Source organism: Acinetobacter sp. USHLN143 (assembly GCF_037145695.1).
GTDB lineage: Bacteria > Pseudomonadota > Gammaproteobacteria > Pseudomonadales > Moraxellaceae > Acinetobacter > Acinetobacter fasciculus.
In genome coordinates, this window is the sequence record NZ_JBBCWZ010000040.1 from 19729 (window position 1) to 27706 (window position 7978).

Below are 7978 nucleotides of genomic sequence, written 5' to 3' on the forward strand. Positions count from 1 at the left end.
GCAAAAAACTAATGGGTGACAAGCGCAAAGATTGATTTAAAATAGAATGAAGAATAATGTTTTTATTTGAATGAAAATTGCAAATTTATAACATGGAAGTATTTTGATTGAGCAATTTGCTCACTGGGTTTGTTTTGGGGAATGGCCAATGAAGAAAATAATAAAATTGCGCTCGAAAATGATTTGTTCAGCCGTAGTTGCCTTAAGCATGGCATTACCGGGCCTGACACATGCTCAAATACTGTTTAGCCAGAAAAATGAAACATCTGCCAAAGTCTTGCAGCAGCATCTGTTGCAAGAACGCAGCCTTGCCGGTCTCAAATCCAAGACCCTCAAAATTGGCGAGGTCACCTGGAGCTATAGCGAAGGCGGTGCCAAGAACAAACCATCTATTCTACTGATTCATGGTCTGGCCGGCACGCGCGACAACTGGAACCGGGTCGCCCAGTTTCTGACGCCCTATTATCATGTCATTATTCCGGATCTGCCGAGCAACGGTGACACCAAAGTTCCTGACAATTTTGATGTTTCTGTGCCCAATGTGACGTCCCAATTACGTCTATTTATTGAAACCTTAAATGTGGACGAGAATTTACATATTGCCGGACATTCCTTGGGTGGCTCGATTGCCACAGTTTATGCCTCGCAGTACCCTTTCGATACGCAAAGCCTGTTTTTAATTAATAGCGCTGGCCTGTATAAAATGGGCAATACGCCCTATACCAAAGATCCTCAAGCCTTAAAAGATCTGATCGTCAGCAAACCTGGTGATCTTCAAGATGTTTCCAAACAGCTGATGCAGAACCCACCGGTGATTCCTTATCAGTTGCGGCATGCACAGGAAAAACTGTTGATTTCACGCGCTGAACAAACCAGCAAATCGATTGATCAGGTGGTGATGCTAAACCGGATTTATACACCGGAAACCTTTGCCCGCCTGACCCGCACGGTAGAAGCACCGACCTTGATTTTGTGGGGCAGACAGGATCGGATCATTAATGTCGAAGTAGTCAAAGAACTGCATGCCCTGCTGAAACGTGCCGAAAAACCTGTGATTCTAAATAACGTCGGGCATATGCCGATTCTAGAAGCAGAAAAACAGGTCGCACAACATTATTTGCCTTTTCTGGCCAAGACACAGACCCTAAAAAACCCGCTTGCTGATAAACTCATTCCTTTAAATTAAGTTTCAGAGATGCTATGCAGAAACACCCGATGATTGAGCAGTTGATCGATGCTCAACTTGATTTTCTCGATCAGGCATTTTCTCAATCTGAAACGATTCAAAGCGAGTTTCATGCATTTTATTTGTGGCTGCGTAAACAGACGCTAAAAGAGCTGTGGAGCTGTGAACTGATCAATCAGCTTTTACAAAAACAGATTCTGGGTACTGTAGCCAGCAGCTTTCTGATTGAACAGATTGCCGAGCATATCCGTTTTGCATTGGTGCATCCGGCCAATGATACCACCACGATTGCCGATCTGATTCCAGTCCTGACCGTCGATAAAATCGCCCAGTATGTGGCCAGCAAAAGTGGCCATCGTCAGCGTCTGATTAAAACCGTCGTGAATAATCCGGCATTTTCAGCCATGATTACCCAATTGATCCAGCATTCCATTCAGGATTATATGGATAACTCCATGATTGCCAAAAGCGTGCCCGGGGTTTCCCGCTTTATGAAAATGGGCAAATCCGTTCTGGAAAATGTCACCGATACCAACCTCGATAGCACCATTGCACGTTATCTGCAAAAGAACATTCTGAAGCTCAGCCAGATGAGTGAGCATGTACTGAACCAGCATTTTGACGATGAAAAACTCTATCATTTTCAGGCCAATCTCTGGCATAAAATCAAAGACATGCCAGTATCGGTCTTGAAGAATTATATTGAGCTGCAGGACCTGAATCAGACGGTCGGCTTAGGTCATGACATCTGGGATCACATACGCCAGACGGACTATCTGCAGCAGCAAGTGCATGACGGAATTCATACCTGGTATGTACGCAATCAGGAACATACCTTTGATCAGTTATTACGTGATCTGAATATTGATGAATCTCTCATTCAGAATGAATTGCAGCATCTGCTCAGCCCGGTAATCCAGCAGATGGTTTCCCAGGGTCATTTACGTGAACGTGCACGAAAATATCTGGAACAATTTTATTATCATGAAGATACTTTAAAAATCCTTGAAATTTAAATAAAAAAGCCGCTATAAAGCGGCTTTTTTATATTGTCATTTGCTTAGAATTTTGCATTCAAACTGATACCGTAACGACGACCATCCAATAGTTGATCACCATCAATATCTTCAGCTTTTTCATCCAGTAGGTTATAGACACCAAATTTACCTGTTAGATTCGGACTGAACTTATAGTTAAAGCCGACATCTACAAATTGGTAACCTGGATTTGGCTGAGCTATAGAGGTACGGCTCAAGTAAGCAGAGGTTTCAGAACGATGGTGCAAGCGGCTCCATACATTGAGTGCATCATTTAGCTCATAATCCACACCAATATTAAACATGTGTTCCGGCATCTGGTTCAGTGGCTGGCCTTTAAAAGCACCCGATTTAAACTCTGAATCGGTATAAGTATAGTTTGCAGTCAATATCGTATAATCATTCAGACTGGCTTCTACCGTTGCTTCTACACCACGAATTTCTGCTTCATCCACGTTGATCCGTTCACTAATAAAGTAGAATGGAATATCTCCTTCGAAACATTTCCAATTCTGCCAGTTATTACGGTTTGTTGTGGTGCCATCAGTATCGGTTTCACAGGCACGAACTTCCGTAATACGATCTTCATATTTAGTGATAAAGCCAGTCAGCGATGTATTGATATAATCATTTTTCCAGTTGAAACCTAATTCAGTCGATACGCTTGATTCTGGTTCTAAGTCCGGATTGGCACGGATGATGCCACGGCCTGTTGCTAAGGGTGAACCACCGCCACCCGTGACGCTATAGAACCCTTCTGTGGCTGCACGAATATCAGGCTGTTTATAACCTGTGGCCACACCACCTTTTACTACAAAGTTATCATTTACCGCGTATACCCCATACAGTCGTGGTGATAAATGGCCACTATAGTTTTCATCATGGTCATAACGCAGGCCAGCTGTTAAATCGAAGCGATCCGTAATACTCCAGGTGTCTTCAAGGAAAGCGGCAGCAGACCAACGTGTTAATTCACTAAATTCAGGTGCATTGGGATTCCGGTTAGTCGCTTTATCGACCAGTTTTTCATCTTTAAGATATCCCCCGAATGATAGCGTATGATCACCTAAGGCTAAGTTCCATTGACTGTTCGCTGTCCATGTATCCAGGGTAATCCCTTTGGTGCCGAGTTCCGTATTTCCACGATCCGGATTTTTTGAATTTTCATACTGGATATAAGATGAACTGTCCAAGTTATCGCTATAACGGCCATTATGGGTTACTGAATAAACGTTACGGTAATTACGCGAGAATGAATCTGCAGCGCCTTGAACGGCTGCTACCGTCTTACCGACTGAAGTCGTGGATTCCTGCTGCACAAAATTGGCTTCAACCTGCACATCATGATCATCATTAATGGCATAGCTCAGACGTGAATTTAAGCTTTCACGTTCTGTGCCACGAAAACCGCCCACATAATGGTCTTCATTACGTTCCTGCTTATTGACTGCCAGCTGCAAGCCCAGCTTGTCTGCAATTAAAGGCCCGGCAAGATATGCAGAAGCATTTTTAATATCACCTGAACGGCTACTGTCCTGAAGCGTGGTTCCTAATTCGACATGACCAGACCATTCATCAGACACTTTTTTGGTAATGATATTGACTACCCCGCCCATGGCATCCGTACCATAGAGTGTAGAAGCTGGACCACGAATAATTTCAATACGTTCAATGGCGGCAAGCGATGGCAAAATATTTTTCTCAAAACCTCCATCGTTTCCATTCGGATTGACATCCTTGCCATATTGACGCTTACCATCTACAAGAAACAAGGTGTAGTTTGAACTCATACCACGAATACTGATGGTCTGTGCAGAACCTGCACCTGAAACCACTACCCCGGGCGTATTACGCAGTACATCAGTAATGTCGTTATATTCACGTTTATCTAATTCTTCACGATCAATCACGGTAATGGAAGCTGGTGCTTTAGCCAAATCTTGCTCATAACCTGTTGCGGTCACCACAATTGTTTGCAATTTAGTCGCTTCCGCCTGTGGAACAACAACTTCTACTGCAGATGTATTTCCCACCATGGCTGTGAGTACAGCAAATGCCAAAGTTGTTTTTAAGAATGGCTTATTCATACCTTGCGCGCCCCAATATTTATGAAGAGATCATGTTTATTCGGTTGCAAAGTGTAACAACTTTTCACTCAAATGCAATTAATATTGATAATTATTATCATTTATATTCACTATATTATAAGCCAGATATAAAAAAACCTCGAAAGTTCGAGGTTTTTAAAATGCGATAAATAAACTGTTATATAGAACAGCTTATTTCATATACGCACCTTCAGACTGACTATGATCCGTTTCATCAACGACATGCATTAACTCTGGTACATGTTGTTTTAATGTGGTTTCAACACCTTGCTTCAACGTGATATCAATCGCTGAACAGCCCTGGCAACCACCACCAAATTTAAGTACAGCGGTTAAACCTTTTTCAGGGTCTTCTTTAACTTCAACCAGTGCACAGTTACCACCATGACCTGCCAGGCCTGGGTTAATTTCAGACTGTAATACATAGGTAATACGCTCTTCTACCGATGCATCTGGACCCACGCGTGGCACTTTGGAGTTCGGTGCACGGAAAGTCAACTGACCACCAAAACGGTCTTTGTTGTAATCAATCACGGCATCGAGTAAATACGGAATAGATGGCGAGTCGATAAAAGCAGGGAAATCAGGATATTCCTGCTTATAATCTGTCGGTACAACTTCATCAGGTGCACTATAGGCCATGCAACATTCAGCGCGAGGAGTACCCGGATGCTCTACAAAAACACGCACACCAATACCCGGGGTGTTCTGTTTATCCAGTAGATCCTTTAAATACTCTTGTGCTGTTGGTGTAATCAATAAGTTGGGAATTTCACCAACAACTGGAGTGCTGCTGTTCTCAGTCGACATAACAATAATTTCCTCAAGCTCAAGCGGCCATTTTAACTGAAGATGCGGGGTAATTTTTAAAAATCAACTAAAATTGTCGGATTTATTATAAAAGTACAACTTTAGCTTAATTTTAATGGCATGATAATTGGCAAATAGGCACCCTTAGAATCATTTATATGCTTGATTTACCTTTTAATCATACCGTGACCATTATTCTGATCACCTGTATTGTGTCATTTATTGCTTTCTCCAAAGAGACGGTGATGAATCGCCTGATTTTCTGGCCACCGGCACTGCAACGTGGACAATATGACCGCTTTATTACGCATGGCTTTATCCATGCGGATGGAGCTCATCTCTTGTTTAACATGATTACCCTGTTCTTCTTCGGCAGCGTGATTGAAAGCTTTTATCGTCAATATCTGTATGACCTGGGTTTTATCCTGTTTTACCTCGGTGGTCTGATCGCAGCGATTCTGCCAAGTTACCTGAAGCATAAAAATGATGCGCGCTGGGCCAGTCTCGGCGCTTCCGGTGCAGTCTCGGCTGTACTGTTTGCCTATATTCTGTTTGAACCTTGGAAGTTGATCTTTGTGTTCTTCATTCCGGTTCCTGCCATTATTTTTGCTGTGCTGTATGTAGCTTATAGCATCTGGTCAGGCAAAAAAGGCAATAGCAACATTAATCACAGCGCGCATTTATGGGGAGCGGCTTACGGGGTGGTCATGACGATTATTCTGGAGCCACGCCTGATTCCGCATTTCCTGAATAAACTGATGCAAGTTCCATTTTAATTAGGGTTATTTAATGATAAGAGAATGAGGCTATATATGAATTGAACCTCATATTTCTGCTAAAAATTGATAAGAGAGCTTCTGCTCTCTTATTTGTTTGAAACATCTCGTAATATATTAGAAAGTGATGATGTCACTTAATGCCAATCTTGGACTGAATTTTGCAGCGATAATGTATACACCTGTATATTAATTACTGTCATTCTCGAGATATTTTGCATGTCCACTACACCAGACGGTCTTCAATTTCCTCTTCAGTCTCAGCAACAAAAACCAAGTAGCTCTAAAGCAGGGCGCGCAATCATCGCGGCAGCGCTAGCCAATGTCGATTCACGCAGTTCTCAACAGGCACAATCAGAAAAAAACTGGCGCAAACAATATACTGTGCATTTTAAGCAGCTGGTCGAACAGGGACTGAGTTCTCCTGAAGCCAGCTTGAAAATTGCCGAAGATGGATTGACACAGGCCCATCAGACTTTTGAATTTTACCGTGATGGTCAAAAGTATGTATTGCAAGATGCTTTAACTCTGCCAGCTGAACAACTACATACGTTCAAACTCACAGGTCGCAGTAAAGCGGCACCAGAATGGTATGTGCCTTACCACGGTCAAAAGCTGCAAGGTGATGCCTTATTGGAGCAGATTGAGCGCTGGGAAAGCCAAGGCATTGTGGAAACCAGCCATGCCAATGCCCTGCGTGAATGTGTGGTGCATCCTGAATGGTTTGATCTTTCCGATCGGACCACGGTGCTGTTTGGTGCAGCATCTGAAGCCGGTCCTCTGACCTGGCTGGCGAAATGGAAAGCCAATATTGTAGCGATTGATCTGCCGAATACCCGTGTATGGGGCAAGATTGTTGATACCATCAACCAAGGCAATGCCACGCTGTATGCGCCATGTACTGAAGACCTGCCTGCTGATACTTCACTTGATATTTTAAAAGAAAAACTGGGGGCGAATTTGCTGACCCAGATTCCTGAAATTGCCAAATGGTTATTACAGTTCGAGCAGGATCTGGATCTGGCTGCAATTGCCTATCTGGATGGTGAAAAGCATGTTCGGGTCTCCATGGCGATGGATGCCATCATGCAGCATGTCAGCCAGCAAAAAGCTAATACCAGCCTGATGTACATGTGTACGCCGACCGATGTTTATGCGGTTCCGAGTGAAGTGATTGAAGCGTCAAAAGTAAAATATACTGAACGCTCCAAGACACAAGCAATCATCTCCAAAGGTGTTTCCACTTTAAGCCGCAAACACTTTTTCCAGAAAAATGCGCATGAACTGATTCAGTCTGGTGATCAGGCTTATGGTATCTGTGACTGCCTGGTGGTTGAACAAGGCCCGAACTATGCGCTGGCAAAACGTATCCAGCAATGGCGTGCCACCTTGGCTCGCGCTCAAGGGCAGCGGGTCAGTATCAATATTGCCCCTTCGACGACCACCTATTCTGTGACCAAGAATCCGCTGCTTAAAGCCGCGTTCAATGGCGCCAGCCTGTTTGATGTTGAAGCTTTCGCGCCTGAAACCACCAATGCGATTATGGCGGCACTATGGATTCATGACCTGCGTAATCCAGAATCAGTGGCCAATCCTGAAGTAAAACTCAACCATCCGCTTGAATTGATGATGCATGGCGCGAATCATGGTGGTTTGTGGCGAGTCGCTTATCTGGCGCGTACCGCACTGCCTTTTGCTGCGCTGTACGGTTTTGCAACAGAGAAGTTGCCGAAGGGATTGTTGAGTAAGTTGAAGAAGTAATTTATTTTCTTCTTTCGAGACTTCTTCTACGTTAGATAAACTTTTATTTAATAGACCTCTTGCGAAAGTATCGTTTTACCTAATTTTTGAATTGGCTAAAACCTTATAAAATGTAGCTTTGGGCTGTTTAAATTTTGACTAACGCAAGAAGTCTAATGTTTATCCCCTCACCCCAGCCCTCTCCCAAAGGGCATAGGTATCTACACAATTCCTGAACTTTGCGTTAAATTGAAGAGCATGCTCTTCAATTTAACATCTCTGGCCTGGATCAGCGTCTTGTCAAGCGCTATAACAGCCTTG

At 43.4% G+C, this 7978-nt stretch carries 6 protein-coding genes; 4 read left to right on the forward strand and 2 right to left on the reverse strand.

The features are described from left to right. Positions 1-148 precede the first annotated feature (148 nt). The gene (locus tag WFH18_RS11045) at positions 149-1186 is read left to right on the forward strand and encodes an alpha/beta fold hydrolase (protein ID WP_005246980.1); all 1038 of its coding nucleotides are present in this window, start codon (positions 149-151) and stop codon (positions 1184-1186) included. A gap of 14 nt (positions 1187-1200) precedes the next feature. Next, positions 1201-2202, forward strand: coding sequence for a hypothetical protein (locus WFH18_RS11050; protein WP_121979930.1), 1002 nt, complete (start codon positions 1201-1203; stop codon positions 2200-2202). A 44-nt stretch (positions 2203-2246) separates the two neighbouring features. On the opposite strand, the gene WFH18_RS11055 is transcribed toward WFH18_RS11050, so the two are convergent. Further along, complete coding sequence (locus WFH18_RS11055) at positions 2247-4310, reverse strand: TonB-dependent receptor domain-containing protein (RefSeq protein ID WP_005104669.1); 2064 nt, start codon at positions 4308-4310, stop codon at positions 2247-2249. 192 nt (positions 4311-4502) lie between these two features. Continuing rightward, positions 4503-5141: a Fe-S biogenesis protein NfuA gene (nfuA, locus tag WFH18_RS11060; protein ID WP_004279400.1), complete on the reverse strand. Its 639-nt coding sequence runs from the start codon at positions 5139-5141 to the stop codon at positions 4503-4505. A gap of 158 nt (positions 5142-5299) precedes the next feature. On the opposite strand from nfuA, the gene WFH18_RS11065 reads away from it, so the two are divergent. Both WFH18_RS11065 and WFH18_RS11070 read left to right on the forward strand, forming a co-directional pair. Then, on the forward strand, positions 5300-5917 hold the full coding sequence (locus WFH18_RS11065) for a rhomboid family intramembrane serine protease (RefSeq protein WP_004646259.1): 618 nt from the start codon (positions 5300-5302) through the stop codon (positions 5915-5917). A gap of 219 nt (positions 5918-6136) precedes the next feature. Then, a complete protein-coding gene (locus WFH18_RS11070) occupies positions 6137-7678 on the forward strand; it encodes a hypothetical protein (protein WP_085064782.1) in 1542 nt (513 codons plus the stop codon). The last annotated feature ends 300 nt before the right edge of the window (positions 7679-7978 follow it).

What these genes read in the sequence shown, in the direction of transcription:
- WFH18_RS11070 (WP_085064782.1), top strand. Translation starts at nt 6,137, where the DNA reads ATGTCCACTACACCAGACGGTCTTCAATTTCCTCTTCAGTCTCAGCAA.
- WFH18_RS11065 (WP_004646259.1), top strand. Translation starts at nt 5,300, where the DNA reads ATGCTTGATTTACCTTTTAATCATACCGTGACCATTATTCTGATCACC.
- WFH18_RS11055 (WP_005104669.1), bottom strand. Translation starts at nt 4,310, where the DNA reads ATGAATAAGCCATTCTTAAAAACAACTTTGGCATTTGCTGTACTCACA.
- nfuA (WP_004279400.1), bottom strand. Translation starts at nt 5,141, where the DNA reads ATGTCGACTGAGAACAGCAGCACTCCAGTTGTTGGTGAAATTCCCAAC.
- WFH18_RS11045 (WP_005246980.1), top strand. Translation starts at nt 149, where the DNA reads ATGAAGAAAATAATAAAATTGCGCTCGAAAATGATTTGTTCAGCCGTA.
- WFH18_RS11050 (WP_121979930.1), top strand. Translation starts at nt 1,201, where the DNA reads ATGCAGAAACACCCGATGATTGAGCAGTTGATCGATGCTCAACTTGAT.